Source organism: Microbacterium sp. Soil_C_42, assembly GCF_057656735.1.
In genome coordinates this window covers 1-19,040 of sequence record NZ_JBDGJU010000052.1, presented here as the reverse complement: position 1 = coordinate 19,040, position 19,040 = coordinate 1, and the positions used below count along the sequence as shown (strand labels likewise).

Genomic DNA, 19,040 nt, shown 5'->3' with positions numbered 1-19,040 from the left:
TACGACATCACGATGACGACGTCGCCGGTGTGGTCGAGGCGCGCGGCGGCGCCGCCCGCCCCGGCGAAGCGTCCGGCGAGCAGCCCGTCGACCAGCCGCCGGCGGCCGATGCGCGCCCATTCGTCGGCGTCGCCGTCGGCGAGACGGCCGACCGCGAGGGCGATCGCGCCCTGTTCGAGCACGGCTGTGCGCCCGGCCGCGTGCTCCGGTCCGGGCAGCGCGATGAGATTCCCCCAACGGATGCCTCGCGCCTCGACCGGGACGATCAGCCAGTCGTCCGCTCCGGCCGGGATGCCGCGCTCCCGGCGATGCTCGCAGCGCCGGTGCGCGGAGCGCGATCGCAGCTCCCACTCGGTGAAGAGCTCCTCCTCCATCGCGAGCGGCACCTCTGCCGCGACGACCTCGTAACCGAGGTTCTCGAGCACGATGGGCGCGCCGAGTGTCTGCGCGAGCTGGTGGACGATGAAGTCCGCGGGCGATCCGCGCAGCACCAGCGCCGTGAACCGCTCGCGCACCTCGTCACGCGCGCGCAGCGCGTCGGTCTGTCCCGTGATGATGCGGCTGTGGACGGCCTCGGTGACCGTGACGAACTTCAGCTCCCGGTGCAGCACGACCAGGGCGAGGCCTCGTTCGCGGGCGGCCTCGATGACCACGGCGGGGACGTACCGGTAGTGCGTGCCCAGCTCGAGCACGAGGCCGGAGAGCCCGGCGTCGGAGAGCTCGTCGATGAACCGGCGCAGATCTGCCGGCTCCACCGGCCACGAGGAGCCGGTCGACAGCAGCATCTCGCCGCCGTCCAGCAGGCGCGCGACGCCCGCGCTGTCGGAGACGTGCAGCCAGCGCACGCGCGCGTCGAGCGCGTCGTCTCCGACGAGCACTTCGGGCACCCCCTGCGCGACCGCTTCGAGCGCGATCACTTCGCGCACGGTCGGGAGGGTCTCATCTGCGGATCGATCTATCGGACGATCCGTGTGGATCGTCCGATCTTCGCGACGGTCGGGCACCGTGGCCGCCTCTTCTTCTCTGACAGGCTGGGACCCGTCCAGCCTAGGGGATCACCACACGATCTGTCCGACACCGAGAAGGAGCCACCTATGAGCATTGCCGAGAGCGCCGTCGCCGCCGCGACCACGGACGCCGACGTCCGGGTGATTTCGCATTGGATCGATGGGGCGGAGCGTGCGTCGAGCTCGGGTCGCACCGCCGCGGTGTACAACCCGGCGACCGGTGTCGTGAGCGCACATGTGGCGTTGGCGGATCAGGCCGAGATCGACGCGGCGATCGTGTCGGCCGAGCGCGGCTTCCAGGTGTGGAGCCAGTTCTCGATCGCGAAGCGGCAGACGGTGCTGTTCGCGTTCCGGGAACTGCTGAACGCCCGCAAGCGCGAGCTCGCCGAGATCATCACCGCCGAGCACGGCAAGGTGCTCTCCGACGCGATGGGCGAGATCCTCCGCGGTCAGGAGGTCGTGGAGCTGGCGACCGGGTTCCCGCATCTGATCAAGGGCGCGTTCAGTGAGAACGCGTCGACCGGGATCGACGTGTACTCGTTGAAGCAGCCGCTCGGGGTGGTGGGGGTCATCTCACCGTTCAATTTCCCGGTGATGGTGCCGTTGTGGTTCGTGCCGATCGCGATCGCGGCCGGTAACAGTGTGATCCTGAAGCCGTCGGAGAAGGACCCGTCCGCGGCGCTGTGGCTCGCCGAACTGTGGAAGGAAGCCGGCCTGCCGGACGGCGTCTTCACGGTGCTGCAGGGCGACAAGCTCGCCGTGGACGGGCTGCTCACCTCCCCGGTGGTGCAGTCGATCAGCTTCGTCGGGTCCACCCCGATCGCGCAGTACATCTACGAGACCGCCAGCAGGCACGGCAAGCGGGTGCAGGCCCTCGGCGGTGCGAAGAACCACATGCTGGTGCTGCCCGACGCGGACCTGGACCTCGTCGCCGACCAGGCCGTGAACGCCGGCTACGGCGCCGCCGGGGAACGGTGCATGGCCATCTCCGTGGTGCTCGCGGTCGAGCCGGTCGCCGACGACCTCATCGCGAAGATCTCCGACCGCATCGCAAAGCTCAAGATCGGCAACGGGGCCGGTGTCGACGGTGTCGAACCCGACATGGGACCGCTGATCACCGACATCCACCGTGACAAGGTCTCGAGCTATGTCGACATCGCCGAGCAGGACGGCGCGACCATCGTCGTCGACGGTCGCGGATTCACCGTCGAAGGGCACGAGGACGGGTTCTTCTTCGGGCCCACCCTGATCGACAACATCCCGACGACGTCGAAGGCCTACACCGAGGAGATCTTCGGACCCGTCCTCTCCATCGTCCGCGTCGCGAGCTACGACGAGGGACTGGAGCTGATCAACTCCGGCGAGTTCGGCAACGGCACCGCGATCTTCACCAACGACGGCGGAGCTGCCCGCCGGTTCCAGAACGAGGTGCAGGTCGGCATGATCGGCATCAACGTGCCCATCCCCGTCCCCGTCGCCTACCACTCCTTCGGCGGCTGGAAGAAGTCCCTCTTCGGCGACGCGAAAGCCTACGGCGTCCACGGCTTCGACTTCTTCACCCGCGAGAAGGCCATCACCAGCCGCTGGCTCGACCCCGCCAGCCACGGCGGCATCAACCTCGGCTTCCCCCAGAACAACTGACGTGACTCGCCGTCAGCGTCGCCCGGATTCCCGACGCGTTTCGTCTCTGCGTCTCGACTCGCACGCTCGCTCAACGACCACGTTCCTCCCTCGCTCAACGACCGGAGCAAAATGACTGACACACTCACCCCCGCCGTCTACACCGATCCGACGGGCGCCGACCGCCGCCTTCCGGACCCCGAGGCCGACGCCCGCGTCCGCGCGGACGACCGCGGCCACGTGTTCCACTCGTGGAGCGCGCAGGCGCTCATCGATCCGCTCCCCATCGCCGCGGGAGAAGGGTCGACCTTCTGGGACTACAACGGCAACGCCTACCTCGACTTCAGCTCCCAGCTGGTGAACCTCAACCTCGGGCATCAGCATCCGGATCTCGTCCAGGCGATCCAGAATCAGGCGGGTCGTCTCGCGACGATCCAGCCGTCGATGGCCAACGATGTGCGCGGTGAGCTCGCCCGCCGCATCGCCGAGGTCGCGGGCGACGGCTTCGAGAAGGTGTTCTTCACGAACGGCGGCGCCGACGCGAACGAGAACGCCGTGCGCATGGCGCGCCTGGTGACGGGCCGCCGCAAGGTGCTGTCGATGTACCGCAGCTACCACGGCAACACCACCACCGCGATCTCGCTGACCGGCGACCCGCGCCGCTGGCCCAACGAGCCCGCCGACGGCTCGACCGCGAAGTTCTTCGGCCCCTACCCGTACCGCTCCGCGTTCCACTCGTCCAGCGCCGAGGAGGAGACGCAGCGCGCGCTCGAGCACCTCGAGCAGACCATCGTGCTCGAGGGCGCCACGACGATCGCGGCGATCATCATCGAGACGATCGTCGGCACGAACGGCGTGCTGGTGCCGCCGCCGGGCTATCTCGCCGGCGTGCGCGAGCTGTGCGACCGCTACGGCATCGTCTACATCGCCGACGAGGTCATGGTGGGCTTCGGCCGCGTGGGCGAGTGGTTCGCGTTCCAGGCGTTCGACGCGAAGCCTGACCTCATCACCTTCGCGAAGGGTGTGAACTCGGGCTATGTGCCGCTCGGCGGCGTCGTGATCGCCGACCGGATCGCCTCACACTTCGACACCGTGCCCTTCCCCGGCGGGCTCACGTACTCGGGCCATCCGCTCGCGTGCGCGGCGGGCGTCGCCACGTTCGAGGTGTTCGAGCGCGACGGCATCCTCGAGCGCGTGCGCGACCTCGGATCGCGCGTCGTGGAGCCGCGCCTGCGCGACCTCGCGTCGCGGCATCCGTCCGTCGGCGATGTGCGGGGAATGGGCCTGTTCTGGGCGATCGAGCTCGTCAAGGACCGCGAGACCCGCGAGCAGCTCGTTCCCTTCAACGCGAGCGGGACGGATGCTGCACCCATCGCCGCGGTCGCCGCGGCGTGCAAGCGGGAAGGGGTATGGCCCTTCACGCACTTCAACCGCGTTCACGTGGCACCTCCGCTCGTGATCACCGAGGGCGAGCTGGTGCGTGGACTCGACGTCATCGACCGGGCCCTCTCGACCGCCGACGAGTACGTCACTCGCTGATCAGCCCCCTTTTCCGGCCCCGCGTCCACTCCGGACGCGGGGCCGCTGCGCGCCCCTCCTTCGCATCGTTCCGATGCGCGGGAATGAATCACCCGTCCCCACCGTTATCTCTGTACTCAGCACCATGTGCTGCTCCAGGAGGGGACCGTGGGAAAGAACTACATCGACATCGAGAACGACCAGGGCGAGATGCTGCGCTACCGCAAGCACGTCAACGGTCGGGGCCTGATCGCGCACGGAGCGAAGGTGCACCCCAGCGCCATCGTCGAAGCGGGGGCGTATGTCGAACCGGGCGTGCAGATCGCCGCGGGCGCGCACGTCGGCCGGGGCGTATGGGTCGAGACGGATGCCGTCATCGGACCCGACGCCGAGATCGCACCGCACGCCCACATCGGGCCGCGCGCGGCCATCGGCCCGCGCGCGAAGATCGGCGTGCGCACCCAGGTCGGGCACGACGCCCGTGTCGCCGGAGGCTCGCTCATCGGCGACGACGAGACGATCGCCGATGGCGAGCGCGTCGCCACCGACAAGCGCGGACTGCGCCTGGCTGCCTGATCGTCGCGGTGGCGCGTCGGCGCCACCGCATAGGCTCGCGTCGTGCTCAGACGCGTCCTCATCGCACTCCTGCTGCTCGTCATCGCGGGCACGGCCCTGTGGTGGTTCGTCGGGCGCGACGCCGGCGCCGAGGTCGCCCAGCCGGCGCCGGGCATCTCCGCCACGATGCCGGCGATCCCGGCCGACGCATTCGAGATGACCGTCGAGAGCGTCCACGACGGCGACACGCTGCGCGCTCGCGTCGGCGTCCCGAATGCCGTCGTCGGCGATCTCGAGTCCACGCGCGTGCGTCTGCTGGGGATCGACACCCCCGAGATCGCCCCCGAACTCGACTGCTGGGGTGCGGAGGCGACGACGAAGCTGACGTCGCTCGTCCCCGTGGGATCGACGATCTGGGTCGCCGCCGACGTCGAGACGCACGACCAGTACGGCAGAACGCTGCTCTACGTCTGGACACCCGACGGCCGTTTCGTGAACGGCGAGCTCGTCGCGCAGGGCGATGCGCGGGTCGAGGTCTATTCGCCCAATCGCAGCCAGGAGCCCCTGCTGCGCTCACTCGAGTCCGCGGCCGTCGCCGCGGCGGCCGGGCAGTGGGGTGCGTGCGGCTGAGCGGTCACGCGGGTTGAGCGGTCAGGCGAACAGGAACAGCGCGAACCCGATGAGCGGCAGCGAGCCCTGGATGAGCGCCGCCCGCAGATACCGCAGCCCGGTCGTGAGCAGCACCAGCGCGGCGGCCACCATCGACCCCAGCGCGAACAGCACGAGCGCGAGACCCGCCGCGTGGACGGGCGCGGCGTCGCCTCCCGCGAACAGCAGCACGAGCCCGATGACGACGCCGACGGCGAGGAACAGGTTGTAGAAGCCCTGGTTGTACGCCATCGGCCTCGTCGTGTCGGCGGCCGCCTGGTCGGCCACCCCGAACCGCTTCCAGATCTTCGGCTGCGTCCATTGGACGCTCTCCATCACGAAGATGTAGACGTGCAGCACAGCGGCGAGCGCCGCAAAGACCGTTGCGAGGATCGCCACCATGAGCGAACCATATCGTCCCGGCTACGCTGAACAGCATGGCGAAGGGCGGGTCGCGCACAGGCGGACGAGGTCGCGGCGCATCGGGCAAGCGTCCGGGCGCATCGGGCAAGCGTCCGGGCGCATCGGGCAAGCGTCCGGGCGCAGCATCCGCGTCGTCCTCGAAGGCGAAGCCCGCCCAGACCCGGCGGCCGCAGCCGTCGCCCGGGCCGTCACCGACGCCGCCCGTCGAGCCCGCCATGCCCGCGACCTTCACGCTCGGCGCGATCCCGGGTGCGACGCCCGGCAAATGGATCGACATCTGGAACGAACGGATGCCGCAGACCAGCCTCGAGCTCCTCCCCCTGGCCGTCGCCGATCAGCGTCGCGCGCTCCTGGACGGCGAGATCGACGCGGCGCTCGTGCGGCTGCCGCTCGACAAGGACGGCCTCCACGTCATCCCGCTGTACGACGAGGTCCCGGTGGTCGTGTGCGCGAAGGACTCTCACCTGACCGCCGCCGACGACGAGCTCGACGCGGCGGACCTCATGGGCGAGGTGCTCATCGTGCCGCAGGACGACGTGCTCGCCATCCGGCTTCCGGGCACCGTCGCGCCGCGGTTCGCTCCACCGGCCGACACCGGCGAAGCGATCGCCACCGTCGCGGCCGGTGTCGGGATCGTGGTGGTGCCGATGTCGGTCGCGCGACTGCATCATCGCAAGGACGTCGAATACCGCACGCTCAGCAAGGGTCCGATCTCGACGGTGGCGCTCGCGTGGGCCGCTGAGCGGACCACTCCCGCGGTCGAGGCCTTCGTCGGCATCGTGCGCGGCCGCACCGCCAACTCTTCGCGCGGCTGAGCGCGGCTGTGCCACGCATGGGGTGAGGGGTGCTGCCCCAGTCCCATGCAGCACCCCTCGAGGATCGGCGGCGAAGACCCGCAGCCGATTCTGCGTTCCCCAAGAGGGTCTTCTGTCAGCGCCTCCGACCCCCCGTCGGCTGAGCGCAAGCCGTTCCGATGACCAGGAGCACGCAGCGTCCGTCCTGATACACGGAACGCGAAGAGATCTCAGAAGCCGGCACCGTGCACCTGGAACGGGGCGACGATGCCGGTGCGGACGGATGCCGCGGCCAGTGCTTCCGAGGGGGCTACGCCCGCGGCGAGGCCCTCGTGCATGGCCGCGAGGAGCTCGCATGCCGCGTCATCGGCGACGATGACGGGTGCGGCGATGACGCTGCGAACACCTGCGTGCAGCCACACCCTCGTCATACCCAACGCCTCTTCGCCCCACCTCACCGAGGAACGACCGACCTCGCACGCCGACAACACGACCGTGTCGGGGACGACCGGGATGAGGTCGATGTCGTAGCCGAACAGGGTGCCGTCGGCGAGTTCCAGACCGGAGAACATCGGGTTGTCGAGTGCGTGACGGCCATGGGCGGCGACATGCAGCACGTCGACCTCAGAGGCCAGAGCGGTGACCTCCGTGACTGTCGCTTCGGCGCCGGTTCTCACCTGGGCTCGGCTCCACGCGGTCGAAGCCGCGGACACCTCCTCCTCGCCGCGGGCGACGCGGGGGCCGGCTGCGAAGCCGGCGGACCTCGGCGCGCGCGCAGCACTCGAGCGCTGCGCGATCCAGGAGGTGACTGACGTCGCCACCGACAGGGGGCGACGGCCGATCGCGGGGAGCATCATCCACGGGACACCGGAGAGGACGCCCGCGGCCGTGACGAGGATCCGTTCCGCGCCCGAGAGCGCGCGAACGGGAGCGCAGAGGATCCGCGACAGGGTCGCCAGCCGCTCGTCGAGCCCCCGGCGGACCACCGCCGCCATCGGCCCCGCGGTCACCGTCGCCGCCATGTCGAGATCGGCCCGCAGGCCCCGCAGCGCGAGCCTCACGGCATTCCAGTCCAGTGCGATCAGTTGTCTGCTCCCACGTGTGATGGCGAGTGCAGCGAGCTCGACTCCGTCGAACACGTAGGACACGAGCGCATCGCCGTCACCCAGTTCTGCGACGGCGTCGTCGAGCGTCGCGCGGACTCTGAGTTCACCGGCGGCGGTGTGCGACCACTGCCGCTGACGCGCGCGGTCGCTGAGGAGAGCGGCCCGCGGTGTGGCGAGCCATTCACCGTCCGGCGCTGCGGCGCGCAGCACCCGCAGCTCCGCGAGATCTGCCGCCAATTCGGGGTCGGGCGGCGGCCGAAGCGGTGGGAAGGATCCCATCACCGAGCGTGCACGCTCAGACCATTCGAAGACGGCGGCATGGCTGCCTGATCTGAGGGCCGAGGCCAGCCCGGTCGTGATCAGCCCCGCACCCTTCATCGCCGCGGAGACCTGTATGTCGAGGCTCCCCACGGCATGGCGGGTGCGATCCAACAGATCGAGCCCGGCGGCAGCGTGACGGCGGGTGTCGGCCTCGCGGCCCTGTGTGGCGGCATGTGCCGCGCGCACCTCATGCGCGAGGAGCCCCACCTCCAGCGGAGTGCGCCGTCCGATGCGCATGACCGGCTGAGCGCCGCCGTGGCCGCTCCTGATGCGCGCCAACGCGTCCGTGAGCCGGAGCGCCTCCGCCTCGGAGTGGAATCCGTGCGCCTTGAGGCCCGCTGTGACATCCAAGACTCTCGTGCGCGCGGGCAGCCGCTGTCCCGCCCTCACCGGACCCCCGGCGCGGTCGACCCGCCCGACCGTGAGCCTGGCACGCAGACCGATCGCCTCAGCACGCACAGCCCAGCCCGAGCTGCCGATCGTGGCGAAACGCCGCGCCGATGCGGCGGCCACCCGTGCCGCGCGCACCGGATCGTGGCTGAGCAACGATCGAGCGAGGTTGTAATCCGCCGTGGCACGGTCGCGCGGAGCACGATGGCGACCGAACGCTTCCGACACCGCTGCGAGACTGCGTTCGGCCTCTGTCACCAACCCTGCTTCGCGGAGCACCTCCGCGCGGTCGAGCTCGTTCACGGCCGCCCACATCGCTGACTCCCCATCGAGTGGTTCCCGGACGGACTGCATCGTCTGCAGGGCCCCCACAAGGTCGCCGCCGAGCATGAGCGCATAGCCGCGGTTGTGCACGGCGAGGTTCGCCTCGGTGGCCATGCCCGCTGCCCGATAGGCACCCTCCGCCAGGCGGAGATCCGAGACAGCCGCGTCGAGACGGCCGCGCTGCATGTCGACGAGACTGCGGTTCATCCGCATGTTGGCCTGACGCACCGGCTGATCACTGAGCCCACGGATGCTCTTGTCCAGCCACCCTGCCGCGTCATCGAGCAGCCCGCGTTCCAGCGCGAGCGACCCGAGCTGACCGTGCAACTGGGCGATCGCGGCCTCCGACAGACCGTCCCGCCCGAGGGCGTCCAGGCACAGCTGCTCGCCACCATCCACGTCGCCGAGGCGAGCGAGCACGTAGGCCGTCGTGCCCGCGATACGCGCACCGAGCTCGATGTCGCCCTCGGCTTCGGCGCGCGCGGCACCGGCCGCGAGCACGCGCCGAGCGTCTATGAAGCTCCCTCGGGTCGCGAGATGCCAACCCCGCTGGTAGAGCTGTTCACCGGTCGCCGCCACACAGCCATGATGGACCCACCCGGCAGACGAGTGCGACCGGCAGGCCCCGCCAGTCGCACTCTTGTCTCCCTGGCTAGGGGGCCGTCTGACCCGGGAGCGGTGTCGACTTGTCCCGCACCTTCACCCATTCGAGCGCCTTTGTGACGGGGTCCTGCCCCGGAGCCGCAGTCTTGGCCGCACCGGGATCCATCAGGGATGGAGCGAGAGCCCGCGCGATCCGACCCGAGACGTACGGTGCGGCGAACGAGGTCCCGCTCCAGATCGCGTAGCCACCGGAGAAGTCGTCCGGGTCCAAGCTCTGCCGTCGACGGTTGTCGCGGTCGGCGCGTGTGCCGGCCTGCACGCCGCCCTCGAACGACGGGAACGCGCTCACGACAGAGGTGCCGGGAGCGAAGGCTGTCACCCAATCGCCGACGTTGCTGTACAGCGCGACGGATGTCGCTTGAGGATTCAGCGCCCCGACGGCGATGTGCTGGGCAAGCCCCGGCGGCTCCTCGAGTTTCAGCTCGGGATCGCCGTCCTTAGACAGCGCGGCGGGAAACGCCGGTCGTTCCGTCGCATCGTTTCCGGCGGAGCACACGACGACGCACCCCCGGCGGCGCAGCGCCACGAGTGCCTTATGGAGTCGCAGGCTGAAGCGTCCATCCTCGGGAGTCTCGTGGTAGTAGCCGAGCGAGAGGTTGACGACGTCGACGACGTTCTTCGCCTTGTCCGAGTCCATCCAGAGCGCGAGGTCTTCGAGCGCATCGATGAGCTCGCTCTCGAGCACTGCGCCATTGCTGTCGGCGACACGGATCGAGATGAGATCCGCCTCCGGGCAGACCTGACGGATGATGCCGCAGACGAACGTACCGTGGCCGGCGGCGGCGTCGAGAAACCCATCGAGAGGGCCGGACTGGTCGCCGTGGATCTCGGGATCCGTGAGGGGATCCTCGACACCGATCACGTCCCCGGTGCGGCTCGACCAGGGGAGCCTCCGCCGGACGATCACGGGGTCGACCGTGTCGATCGCATCGGCCGGCTCGTCATCGAGGTCGTCGAAGCGCTCCGGCCTCGACGGCGCCGGCGTGGCCGGCTGTGACGGCGTGGTCTCAGCCGGGAGCCACGGGTGGACACCGCACCCGGTGTCCACGACGGCGACGACGGGCCTGCGGCCGCCTTCGGCGACGACGCGCGTTCGGCGCGGCGCCGTCCCGAGGAACGACACGAGCTCGAGGCCCCCCGTCCCGGGATAGGCGTAACCCGCGGTTCCGCTCGGGTTGGTCATGCCGTGAGGGTTCGTCATGCCGTGAGGGTTCGTCATGCCGTGGGGGTTCGTCATGCCGTGGGGGTTCGTCATGCCGTGAGGATTGACGCCCACCGGATCGATCGTGAGCACGTGATCCAGCCCGACATTGCGCAGTGCATCGATGTCGACGGACGGCACCTCCACCAGCGGCTGCTGCGGAGCCCGCGATCGGGACTCCGCCCGGATGGGCTCCGCAGCCCGCGCCGCGGTCTTGGCGACGTCGCGACGCACCTCGCGGCGGATCTCCTGACGGCGTTGCTCACTCACCTCGCTGGTGGCGCCTTGTTCAGAAAGGCCGCGCGCTGCGGAATCAGGGCGCTGCGACGCGCCCTCCTGTCCGTGAGCGGCCTGCTGCTCCGCGGTCAGACGTCGCTGGTATTCGGCTTCCTCGAGGGCCACCCGACGCGCGTGCTGCAGCAGTCGCCAGGCGTCGACGGCGGGAACCGGTTCGTCGTCCCGCTTGTCGCTCGGAAGCTGGATGATGCGCGCCCGCGTGAGAGCGGGCTCGTTCTCCGCAGATGGCCGGATCTCATCGAGGTCGACCTCCCACCCGAGCTCCTGGCCCGCAGCGAGCAGCGCGCCCTTCGCGTCGGCGGTCTCACCCGAGATCACGAGATGGCCTGGCGCGTACGCCGAGGGGAACGCCTCCACTCCCGGCACGACGTCCCGACCGGGATCGAGCGGAACGCCGAGCGGGGTGCCCGCCTTCACTCGCGTACGCCACGATCCACCGGCACGCTCGTCTTCGGCCATGTCATCTCCTCACACACGTGGGAGCCGCGGCCCCCAGGCCGCGGCATCCGCTCTTCGTACCTCGAACTGGTTGTCAGACTTCGAACTGCGGGGTCTGGAAGTCGCGCAGCGCGCCGTCGGCGTCGCGCACCACCAGGCGAAGCCGCGCCATCCCGGGCGTGACCTCGTCGAAGGCGAAGCGTCCATGCTCGCCCGGTTCGGCCGACCACTCGCGGTCGCCCTGGATGAGACGGATGGCGAGGGCCGTGGCATCCACCCATCCGTCCACGCGCCGGTCGCCGCCCTCGGTGGCGGTCACGTGCAGCAGCACGCTGGTCGTGCCGTCGCTGAACTGGAGAGTCGCCGTGTCGGTCTCGCCGCGCACGGCCGCAAACGTCCCCTCGACGAGCGTCAGGAGGGCGTACTCCCGCGACAGGTCCTCGACGGCGACAGCGGCGACCATCTGGTCCACCAGGTCGGCCGGCACGGGGTCGACGTCCTCCCACATGCGCCGCATCCGTGCGAAGAGCGCGGCGTCGGCCGCAAAGTCCTCAGTTTCCATCGTCGTCACCTCTCCATCCGTCTCCCTCGAGTACGGCGCGTAGCTTCGCGAGGCAGCGCTGACGGGTCGGTCCGATCGATCCGATGGGCATCGCGAGGTCTTCGGCGATGCGGGCATAGTCGGGGCGGTCCTCGAACGCGACGATCCGCAGCAGGCGCTGGCATCGGTCGTTGAGCGTTCCGACCGCTGTCCAGAGGCGACGGGTCTCGTCGTCCTGCGCGGCGGTCTGCTCGGCGGATTCGTGGACGGGAAGGTGCGGTTCGAGCGACTCGGCCTCGGTGGCATCGGCACGCCGATGCTGTTTGCCGACTCGCCACGCCTCACGGCGCGCGCACATCGTGAGCCACCCCGACACCGCGAGCGGGTCGTTGATGGTCTCGTGACGGCGCACGAGCGTCAGCCACGTCGTCTGCACGACGTCCTGCGCCAACGAAGGGTCGAGCCCGTACGCCCTCACGACGTGCCATAGCGGCGGCGTCATCAGGCGGACGAGTTCGTCCATCGCACGACTGTCGCCTTCACGCCACCGCACGAAGAGTGCGGCGGCGCGCTCCCATCGCGCCGGCTCCACGGAGTCGACGGATGGTTCGGCGTCAGCCTGCGTCATAGCGCCCATTCTGTCCACACCATGCCCGAGCGCGATAGTGCGGGTTTGATACACGGACGCCGCCCGAATACCGACGATTTCAGCCGTCTCGCAGGGTCCGGGAGCGGAAACGTAGACTTCGTGCATGACGACCGCGCCGTTGCTCTATGTCTGCGTGCGCCCGCAGCTGGGTGCGGCGGCCGCCGAATACGAGTCCTTCCGCACCGCGATGCACCTGGACGAGAGCCGGCTCGCCCGCCTCGACCTGGTGCGCGAGCCGCTGCCCGACGATGTCTTCGAGCGCTACTCCGGCTTCCTCGTGGGCGGCAGTCCGTTCAACGTCACCGACCCCGAGTCGACCAAGACCGACGCGCAGCGGCGCCTCGAAGCGGCCCTCGCCCGCATCGCCGAGCGCACCGCGACCGGCGACGGTCCGGCCGCGCTCTTCACCTGCTACGGCATCGGCATCGCGACCCGCACCCTGGGCGGCACGGTGAGCCGTGCCTTCCCCGAGGACACCGGCCCGGTGGCGGTGGAGCTCACGACGCGGGCCTCGGCCGACCCGCTGTTCGGCGCCCTCGCGAATCGCTTCACGGCGCTCACCGCTCACAAGGAAGGGACCGAGAGCCTGCCGCCGGGTGCGGTCCTGCTGGCGAGCAACAACGGATGCCCCGTCCAGGCGTACCGCGTGGGCGAGCGGCTCTATGCGACCCAGTTCCACCCCGAGCCGACCACGAAGGCGTTCACCGAGCGCATGGCGGTGTACCGGGACGACGGCTACTTCGATTCCGCGGACTATGACGCGATCGCGGGACGCGTGCTCGCCGCATCCGTCACGGAGCCCACGCGGCTGCTGCGGGCGTTCGCCGACCGCTTTGCGCCCGCCTGATCACACCTCGGCGTTGCGGACCGCGGTCAGCGCGCGCACCGCGGTGCCGATGAGCGCCGTACCGAGGATCAGTGCGGCGACGACGATCGCCGTCACCCCGATCGCGGTGCTGTGCGGCTCGCCCTCCAGCCGGCCGACCGAGAGCCAGATCAGCCCCCACGCGAGCGCGAGCGCCGGCCCGAGGCGCCAGCGACTCGCGATCTCGATTCCGAGCCCGATGCCGGCGACGGCGATGAGGACCACCACGCCCCACAGATCCGCCGACGCCTCCCACTCGGGCGGCCCGATCGAGGTCAGCCAGGCCGCGACGTTCGCGACGGTGGCGAGGGTCACCCACCCCAGGTGCAGGCCCGTGACCCCGTCGACCAGCAGCCGATCGGCCCAGCCGTCAGCGGGCTCGATGACGGTGCGGCTGAACGTGACGCCCAGCAGCGCGAGCAGCACGATGATCGCGAGCACCGTGAGCCCGAGCGAGCCGAACTGGGCCGTCACGAGCCACAGTCCGTTGAGTGCCATCGTGCCGGCGATGAGGTATCCGAGCGCTCGCTGCCGCTCGCTGCTGCGCTGGCGCGGCAGCGCCTGCCACACCGTGTAGGCGAACAGCCCGACGTAGATCGCGGTCCAGATCGAGAACGCCGACCGCGCCGGCGCGAGGTACGAGCCGTCCTGGTCGAGCGCGCCGTCCTGCAGCGCCTGCACCGGCGTGCCGCCGAACAGGCCGGTGCCGACCATGGCCGCCACGATCATGAAGCAGAACGCGCTGATGACGATGATCTGCCGGGCGAGGTCCTTGGCGTTCATCCTCACACGGTAAGGCGCGCGCCACCCCGCCATGAGGGCTCTTGACATCCCGTCCCACGGCAGATAGCGAGCGATCTCATGCGCCGCCCGGCGGGTCGAGCAGCAGGGCGACCCGCTCCGAGAGATAGGCCTCGAGCGGCATGAGTCCTCCGGCGGCGCTCCATCTCACGCTGGGCACGCCATCGGCAGGGAACAGCGGAGCGGATGCCTCGCCCCTGTCGACCGCGCCGGGCTGCAGCATCCGCCATCCGATGTGCACGGTCTCGCCCTCCGCGAAGCCGCCGCGACGCGCGGCGGCGGCGAGCTCGGCGCGCTGCCGCTGGGACTCGGCGGTGTAGCCTCGCCGGGCCTCGTGCCGGGCACGGAGAATGTCGCCGGTCGCGAAGACGGCGTCGTCGGTGAGCAGCAGCACTCCCAGGTGCCACGCGTCGCCGCGCCGTTCGATGCGGGCAGCGCGCGCCACCCCCAGGAACCGCCTGGGCACGATCAGTTCGCCGAGCGCTTCCCGGGGCACGCCGGCGAGCCGCGAGCGGGTGGCGTCCAGGAGTTCGATGGTGCTCACGCCATGTCGTCCAGGAGCGACGGGCTCGCCTTCAGCCGCTCGCCGCGCAGAGCCATGCCGACCAGCGGGAACAGCAGCACTGACAGCATGCCGGCGGCGACGAGCACGGTCTGCTGAGTGGTCTCGAGGATCTTCTCGTCCACGCCGATCTGGGTGACGGCGACGATGATCGGCAGCCCGGTCGCCCCGAGGAGCGCGATCGACAGCCGCTCGCGGCGGGACGCCCCCTCGGGCGCGGCGAGCGTCGACGGCAGCCCGCGCACGACGAACAGCGCGACGAGCACCACCGGCACGAGCCAGAACAGCACCGGGTCGTCGAGCAGCCCCTGCAGGTCGAACGTGATGCCGGTGTAGATGAAGAAGATCGGCACGAGGAAGCCGAACGCGACGCCCTCGATCTTGCTCTCGACGGCGTGGCGGTCGTGCTCGGAGGCGTCGCGCATGAGGAGGCGCCAGATGATGCCGGCGGTGAAGGCCCCGAGCAGCATGTCGAGGTCGAGCACGATGCTCAGCGCGACGAGGGCGGCGAGGATCACGAACACCACCCGGATCGCGAACTGCCCCGACGTGTGCAGCGTCGAGTTCACGAACGAGTGCATCGCGCCGCGCGGCACCCGGAACGCGAGCCAGATCGCGAGCCCCGCGAACGCCGCGAACAGCGCCAGCACGAGGGTGGACAGGCCCGGCTCGCGGCCGCCGAGGAAGATCGAGATCGCGATGAGCGGCCCGAACTCGCCGACGGCGCCGACGGCGCCGACGGCGCGGCCGAACGGGGTGCGCAGCTCGCCGGCGTCCCGCAGGATCGGCAGCAGGGTGCCCAGCGCCGTCGAGCTCAGCGCGACGCCGATCACGATCGCCGCCTCCCCGGGCGCGAGCAGCCAGCCGGCGGCGATGCCCGCGGCGAGGCTGATGATCCACCCGAGCGACGCGCGACGCCCGAGGCGCCCACGGAACGATCCGAACTCGATCTCGGTGCCGGCGACGAAGAACAGCATCGCGAGTCCGAAGTTGGCCAGGACGTCGACGAAGGCGTTCGGCCCCGCCCAGCCGAGGACCGCCGGCCCGATCAGGATGCCGAGCACGAGCTCGAACACCACCACGGGGACCCGCACCCACCGACCGAGCGCTCGGGCCAGGAGGGGGGCGAGCACCCCCAGCAGCGGAATGAGCAGGAGCGTCGAGGGTGTGAGACCGTCCACGCGAACAGACTAGCCAGCCGGAGTCGCCCCGCCGACACCCCGTCGAGCCCGGAGGAGCATCGCCGGACGGAGTTCATCCTCGAGGCCTCCGGATCGGCGACGGTGCGTCCGCGGGCGGCTCAGTGCTCCAGCTGCTGCTCAGGCGGCGTGAGCTCGGACCGGTTGCGCTGGTGGCCGATGAGCGCGAGGACCACGCCGCCCACGAGCCACGCGCCGAGGATCGTCCACTGCGCCCAGGTGGAGGCCTCCGGGAAGTACATCACCGAGCGCAGCAGGTTCGCGGATGCCCCCGGCACGAAGAACTGGCCCACGGCGCCCCACGGCTCGGGGAGGAACTGCGGCGGCAGGGCGGCACCGGCGATCGGGTTCGCGATGAACATCGTGAGGACAGCTCCGACGGCGATCCCGGGAGGGCCGATCAGCGCTGCCAGCCCGATGAGCAGCGCGGAGGTCGCGGCCACGCCCAGGCCGAGCACCGCGGCGTTGAGCAGCCAGTCCCCGGTGAGGATGCCGAACCACGTCTGCATGACGAGCGCGATCAAGGCGCCGGCGGCGAGGCCGAAGACGACCAGCCCCACCAGGCGACGCACGACGCCCTGCACCAGCAGCGTCAGCAGGATTCCGCCGAGCATGCCGCCCAGCACCATCGGGAAGACGGACGCCGCGAGCCCTGACCCGGCGCTGTCGCCGTCGGCCAGCGGAACGACATCGGTGACGGTCACCGTGGGGATGGCCGGCGGGGCCCCTGCGGCGCCGTCGGGCAGCTGTGGCATCTGTCCCGCCGTGAGCGCCCCGACGATCGCCGTGAGCTGGTCCGTCAGCGCCGTCTTGGCCGCGGTGTCGATCTGCGACTGCAGCTGGGTGGCGACGCCGCGCAACGCCTGCGCGGCGACGGGGCTCGCCGCCGTCGCGATGAGCACCTCGGGCTCGTCGCCCAGCAGGATCGCGCCGTACAGCTCGCGGGATTCGATCTGCGACACCGCGTCGTCGCGCGACTCGACCTCGTGGAGGACGAACGGCGCGGGGTCCTGTTCGGCGAGCTTGTCCTCGACGGCAGTGACGGCCTCGGTGGGCCCGGAGATGCCGACGGGCAGGTTCTGCGGCTGCGAAGTGGCTGCGGGCCAGACGAACGCCATCACGATGACGGCGACGATCACTGAGCCGAGCAGTCCGAACAGCGCGGCGACCCCCCACTTCGTGGGGCGTGCGGGTACGGCATCCACCGACGCCGCGTCACGATGAGCGTTCATCGCGTCCTCCTAAAAAAGAATGATGATTCTGTTTGCGAGAATAGCAGAATCGGTATTCTGTTTCCATGCCCAAGGTTTCGGAGGAGTACCGGGAAGCCCGTCGCGATGAAATCGCCCGCGCCGCACTGCGCGTCCTGGCGCGCAACGGCGTGCGCGACACATCGATCGCCGACATCGTGGAGGAGTCCGGGCTGTCGACCGGCGCGATCTACTCGCACTTCTCCAACAAGTCCGAACTCGCCCGCTACGTCGCCGGGCGGTTCCTCTTCCCCCGCGTCGACGCCCTCGAGGCGGCCGGGCAGAGCGGCGCGGTGGTGACGCCGCGCCAGGCACTGGAGGGGATGCTCTCGAGGTTCGCCGAAGTCGGGCTGTCACCGTCGCTCATCCTGCAGTTCTGGGGGGAGGCGATGGTCGAGCCGGGACTGCACGAAGAGATGCTCCGGACGGCGGGCCGTCTGCGCGCTTCACTCGCTCTCGCGATCGGGCCGTGGGCGCGCACGCAGACCACGGATGAGACGGATGCCTCCTCCCTCGCCGCCGAAACCGCCCGGTCGATCGCGGCGCTGGCCCAGGGCTACATCGCGAACAGCGCCGTGTTCGGTCCGCGGGCGGTCGACGACTACCTCGAGAGCGCGGCCGCCGTCCTCGCGAGCGGAGCCCCTCCGCTCGGTTAGACGGGTCGGACCTCGGGGTCGTCGGCGCGCCGGGTCGCAGCTTCCGGAGCCGACTCGACGGGAGCGGGCACGGCGGCGATCTCGCGGACCGCGACCGGGGCGACCTGGCCGGCGCCGCCGCCTCGGATCTGCCGGTGCAGACGCTCCATCCGGGCGTCGAGTTCGGCGGCGGTCTCGGCCGCGTCCTTGAGGCTCTCGAGCAGCTCGTCGGGCACGCGCGTCGCGTACTTGTAGTAGATCTTGTGCTCGAGGCTCGCCCAGAAGTCCATCGCGATGGTGCGGAACTGCACCTCGACGGGCACTTCGATACGCCCCGTCGACAGGAACACCGGCACCTCGAGGATCGCGTGCAGGCTCTTGTAGCCGTTGGACTTCGGCGACGCGATGTAGTCCTTGACCTGCAGCACGCGCACGTCGTCCTGGGCGGTGAGCAGGTCGAAGAGGCGGTACACGTCGGCGGTGAAGCTGCACGTGATGCGGATGCCGGCGATGTCGGTGATGCTCCGGCGGATCGAGGCGAAGTCCCCGTCGATACCCTTGCGCTGCACCTTCTCGACGAGGCTGTCAGGCGATTTCACTCGGCTCGAGACATGCTCGATCGGGTTGTAGTCGTGCGTCAGCAGGAACTCGTCGCGCAGGATGCCGATCTTCGTCTCGACCTCCTGCAGGCCGAAGCGGTACTCCATCATGAAGCGCTGCAGCTCGTCCCGCAGCTCCCGGAGCTCGCTCGGTGAGACCGTGATCTCACCCTCGTCGGACGCCGTCGCGGGCACCAGAGGTGCGGGAGTCGCCATGCCTCTCACGCTAGGCGGCGGTTCTACGAGAGTCCTGTGAGGAACAGTCCCCACGGCCCCTCCGGCCGCGTGTGCCCAGCTGCGCCTTCGGCGCCACAGGAGGGTCAGACGTCGTCGAGGGCGCGCTGGGCGCGCTCGTTCGCCTGGGCGGCGTCCCGGGCCTTCGCCGCTCGGTCGGACCGCTCGTGCTCGACCGCGTCGAGCTTCTCCACGGCCGCCCGCTCGTCGGCTTCGAGCACGGCGAGGTCACGGCGGAGGTCGTCGATGCGCTCCCGCACGTGGTCGACCCGCTCCTGCGCCTTCGCGCGGCGCACGTCGACGCGCGCGAGCTCGCGCTCGGCGTCGTTCGCGAGGCGCTCGGCCTCGCGCGCCGCCTTCTCCGCCGCCTTGCGGGCCCGGCGCTCGGCGAGATCGTCGC

Annotated in this window: 18 protein-coding genes and 1 pseudogene; 7 read left to right on the top strand and 12 right to left on the bottom strand. The window is 70.3% G+C overall.

Features of this window, described 5'->3' with window-relative positions; genetic code table 11:
- The coding region (locus AC3A46_RS18240; RefSeq protein WP_487666485.1) for a PucR family transcriptional regulator ligand-binding domain-containing protein at positions 1–926 on the bottom strand (926 nt) is incomplete at its 3' end.
- Between the two features lie 168 nt (positions 927–1,094).
- Here AC3A46_RS18240 and AC3A46_RS18235 point away from each other — a divergent pair.
- The 4 genes from AC3A46_RS18235 to AC3A46_RS18220 all read left to right on the top strand — a co-directional run bounded on the left by AC3A46_RS18235 (position 1,095) and on the right by AC3A46_RS18220 (position 5,330).
- The gene (locus tag AC3A46_RS18235; RefSeq protein ID WP_487666484.1) at positions 1,095–2,648 is read left to right on the top strand and encodes a CoA-acylating methylmalonate-semialdehyde dehydrogenase; all 1,554 of its coding nucleotides are present in this window, start codon (positions 1,095–1,097) and stop codon (positions 2,646–2,648) included.
- 111 nt (positions 2,649–2,759) lie between these two features.
- The gene (locus AC3A46_RS18230) at positions 2,760–4,166 is read left to right on the top strand and encodes an aminotransferase class III-fold pyridoxal phosphate-dependent enzyme (RefSeq protein WP_487666483.1); all 1,407 of its coding nucleotides are present in this window, start codon (positions 2,760–2,762) and stop codon (positions 4,164–4,166) included.
- A gap of 147 nt (positions 4,167–4,313) precedes the next feature.
- Positions 4,314–4,721, top strand: a complete 408-nt coding sequence (locus AC3A46_RS18225; RefSeq protein WP_056372272.1) for a transferase — start codon at positions 4,314–4,316, stop codon at positions 4,719–4,721.
- A 42-nt stretch (positions 4,722–4,763) separates the two neighbouring features.
- Positions 4,764–5,330: a thermonuclease family protein gene (locus AC3A46_RS18220; RefSeq protein WP_487666482.1), complete on the top strand. Its 567-nt coding sequence runs from the start codon at positions 4,764–4,766 to the stop codon at positions 5,328–5,330.
- A 21-nt stretch (positions 5,331–5,351) separates the two neighbouring features.
- Here the strand turns inward: AC3A46_RS18220 and AC3A46_RS18215 are convergent, their stop codons facing one another.
- Positions 5,352–5,750, bottom strand: a complete 399-nt coding sequence (locus AC3A46_RS18215) for a DUF1304 domain-containing protein (RefSeq protein ID WP_487666481.1) — start codon at positions 5,748–5,750, stop codon at positions 5,352–5,354.
- 35 nt (positions 5,751–5,785) lie between these two features.
- On the opposite strand from AC3A46_RS18215, the gene AC3A46_RS18210 reads away from it, so the two are divergent.
- Entirely contained in the window at positions 5,786–6,586 is an 801-nt protein-coding gene (locus AC3A46_RS18210) for a LysR substrate-binding domain-containing protein (protein WP_487666480.1), read from the top strand.
- Positions 6,587–6,795: 209 nt separating this feature from the next.
- On the opposite strand, the gene AC3A46_RS18205 is transcribed toward AC3A46_RS18210, so the two are convergent.
- From AC3A46_RS18205 to AC3A46_RS18190, 4 genes are all read right to left on the bottom strand, one after another.
- Positions 6,796–9,207, bottom strand: a complete 2,412-nt coding sequence (locus tag AC3A46_RS18205) for a CHAT domain-containing protein (protein ID WP_487666479.1) — start codon at positions 9,205–9,207, stop codon at positions 6,796–6,798.
- A 151-nt stretch (positions 9,208–9,358) separates the two neighbouring features.
- Positions 9,359–11,326: a S8 family peptidase gene (locus AC3A46_RS18200; RefSeq protein WP_487666478.1), complete on the bottom strand. Its 1,968-nt coding sequence runs from the start codon at positions 11,324–11,326 to the stop codon at positions 9,359–9,361.
- A gap of 73 nt (positions 11,327–11,399) precedes the next feature.
- Positions 11,400–11,867: a hypothetical protein gene (locus AC3A46_RS18195; RefSeq protein WP_056372401.1), complete on the bottom strand. Its 468-nt coding sequence runs from the start codon at positions 11,865–11,867 to the stop codon at positions 11,400–11,402.
- Positions 11,857–12,474: an RNA polymerase sigma factor gene (locus AC3A46_RS18190; protein WP_487666477.1), complete on the bottom strand. Its 618-nt coding sequence runs from the start codon at positions 12,472–12,474 to the stop codon at positions 11,857–11,859. Before AC3A46_RS18190 ends, AC3A46_RS18195 begins: the two co-directional genes overlap by 11 nt.
- Before the next feature lie 124 nt (positions 12,475–12,598).
- Here AC3A46_RS18190 and AC3A46_RS18185 point away from each other — a divergent pair, with 124 nt between their 5' ends.
- A complete protein-coding gene (locus AC3A46_RS18185; protein ID WP_487666476.1) occupies positions 12,599–13,342 on the top strand; it encodes a glutamine amidotransferase-related protein in 744 nt (247 codons plus the stop codon).
- On the opposite strand, the gene AC3A46_RS18180 is transcribed toward AC3A46_RS18185, so the two are convergent.
- From AC3A46_RS18180 to AC3A46_RS18165, 4 genes are all read right to left on the bottom strand, one after another.
- Complete coding sequence (locus AC3A46_RS18180; protein WP_487666475.1) at positions 13,343–14,143, bottom strand: tryptophan-rich sensory protein; 801 nt, start codon at positions 14,141–14,143, stop codon at positions 13,343–13,345.
- 76 nt (positions 14,144–14,219) lie between these two features.
- Positions 14,220–14,705, bottom strand: coding sequence for a glutaminase (locus tag AC3A46_RS18175; protein WP_487666474.1), 486 nt, complete (start codon positions 14,703–14,705; stop codon positions 14,220–14,222).
- A complete protein-coding gene (locus AC3A46_RS18170; protein ID WP_487666473.1) occupies positions 14,702–15,904 on the bottom strand; it encodes a cation:proton antiporter in 1,203 nt (400 codons plus the stop codon). The genes AC3A46_RS18175 and AC3A46_RS18170 overlap by 4 nt, the downstream gene beginning before the upstream one ends.
- 119 nt (positions 15,905–16,023) lie before the next feature.
- Positions 16,024–17,154 carry a hypothetical protein gene (locus AC3A46_RS18165; RefSeq protein WP_487666472.1) on the bottom strand — a complete coding sequence of 377 codons (1,131 nt, stop codon included), beginning with the start codon at positions 17,152–17,154 and terminating at the stop codon, positions 16,024–16,026.
- A gap of 65 nt (positions 17,155–17,219) precedes the next feature.
- Here AC3A46_RS18165 and AC3A46_RS18160 point away from each other — a divergent pair, with 65 nt between their 5' ends.
- Complete coding sequence (locus AC3A46_RS18160; RefSeq protein WP_487666471.1) at positions 17,220–17,828, top strand: TetR/AcrR family transcriptional regulator; 609 nt, start codon at positions 17,220–17,222, stop codon at positions 17,826–17,828.
- On the opposite strand, the gene AC3A46_RS18155 is transcribed toward AC3A46_RS18160, so the two are convergent.
- Positions 17,825–18,622 (bottom strand): GTP pyrophosphokinase, encoded by a 798-nt coding sequence (locus AC3A46_RS18155; protein ID WP_487666470.1) that lies wholly within the window; start codon positions 18,620–18,622, stop codon positions 17,825–17,827. The genes AC3A46_RS18160 and AC3A46_RS18155 overlap by 4 nt on opposite strands.
- Before the next feature lie 104 nt (positions 18,623–18,726).
- A pseudogene (locus AC3A46_RS18150) lies at positions 18,727–19,040 on the bottom strand (transposase); the annotation flags it as partial.

What these genes read in the sequence shown, in the direction of transcription:
- AC3A46_RS18235 (WP_487666484.1), top strand. Translation starts at nt 1,095, where the DNA reads ATGAGCATTGCCGAGAGCGCCGTCGCCGCCGCGACCACGGACGCCGAC.
- AC3A46_RS18230 (WP_487666483.1), top strand. Translation starts at nt 2,760, where the DNA reads ATGACTGACACACTCACCCCCGCCGTCTACACCGATCCGACGGGCGCC.
- AC3A46_RS18215 (WP_487666481.1), bottom strand. Translation starts at nt 5,750, where the DNA reads ATGGTGGCGATCCTCGCAACGGTCTTTGCGGCGCTCGCCGCTGTGCTG.
- AC3A46_RS18210 (WP_487666480.1), top strand. Translation starts at nt 5,786, where the DNA reads ATGGCGAAGGGCGGGTCGCGCACAGGCGGACGAGGTCGCGGCGCATCG.
- AC3A46_RS18200 (WP_487666478.1), bottom strand. Translation starts at nt 11,326, where the DNA reads ATGGCCGAAGACGAGCGTGCCGGTGGATCGTGGCGTACGCGAGTGAAG.
- AC3A46_RS18195 (WP_056372401.1), bottom strand. Translation starts at nt 11,867, where the DNA reads ATGGAAACTGAGGACTTTGCGGCCGACGCCGCGCTCTTCGCACGGATG.
- AC3A46_RS18190 (WP_487666477.1), bottom strand. Translation starts at nt 12,474, where the DNA reads ATGACGCAGGCTGACGCCGAACCATCCGTCGACTCCGTGGAGCCGGCG.
- AC3A46_RS18185 (WP_487666476.1), top strand. Translation starts at nt 12,599, where the DNA reads ATGACGACCGCGCCGTTGCTCTATGTCTGCGTGCGCCCGCAGCTGGGT.
- AC3A46_RS18180 (WP_487666475.1), bottom strand. Translation starts at nt 14,143, where the DNA reads ATGAACGCCAAGGACCTCGCCCGGCAGATCATCGTCATCAGCGCGTTC.
- AC3A46_RS18165 (WP_487666472.1), bottom strand. Translation starts at nt 17,154, where the DNA reads ATGAACGCTCATCGTGACGCGGCGTCGGTGGATGCCGTACCCGCACGC.
- AC3A46_RS18160 (WP_487666471.1), top strand. Translation starts at nt 17,220, where the DNA reads ATGCCCAAGGTTTCGGAGGAGTACCGGGAAGCCCGTCGCGATGAAATC.
- AC3A46_RS18155 (WP_487666470.1), bottom strand. Translation starts at nt 18,622, where the DNA reads ATGGCGACTCCCGCACCTCTGGTGCCCGCGACGGCGTCCGACGAGGGT.